The following is a 371-nucleotide window of genomic DNA, read 5'->3' on the forward strand; positions in this document are numbered from 1 at the left end:
CTGAACAGCCAGCTGAACAGCCAGCCGATGGGCTTCTATGCGCCCGCGCAGCTCGTGCGGGACGCGCGCGAGCATGGCGTCGTCGTGCGGCCGGTCGACGTCACGATCAGCGACTGGTTCAGCACGCTCGAGGAGGACGCGCAGGCGAGCGCCCTGCCCCGCTGGGATGCCACCTACGCGACCCCGCTGCGCGCGGTGCGCCTGGGCTTGTCGCGCATCGTCGGGATGCGCGAGCAGGCGGCGGCGCGGATCGTGACAGCGCGTGCAGCGGGCGGCGCCTTCTTGAGCGTCGAGGACCTGGTTAAGCGCGCGGGGCTGGATGCCCACGACCTGAAATGCTTGTCGGGCGCCGACGCGCTGCTGACCCTGTC

Annotated in this window: 1 protein-coding gene; it reads left to right on the top strand. The window is 71.4% G+C overall.

Annotated elements, in window-relative coordinates:
* Positions 1 to 371 (top strand): helix-hairpin-helix domain-containing protein (locus tag AB4Z46_RS35505; protein ID WP_442288235.1); only part of this gene is annotated, 371 nt, incomplete at both ends.

Origin of the sequence: Variovorax sp. M-6, assembly GCF_052114385.1 — a bacterium.
Taxonomy (GTDB): Bacteria; Pseudomonadota; Gammaproteobacteria; order Burkholderiales; family Burkholderiaceae_C; genus Variovorax.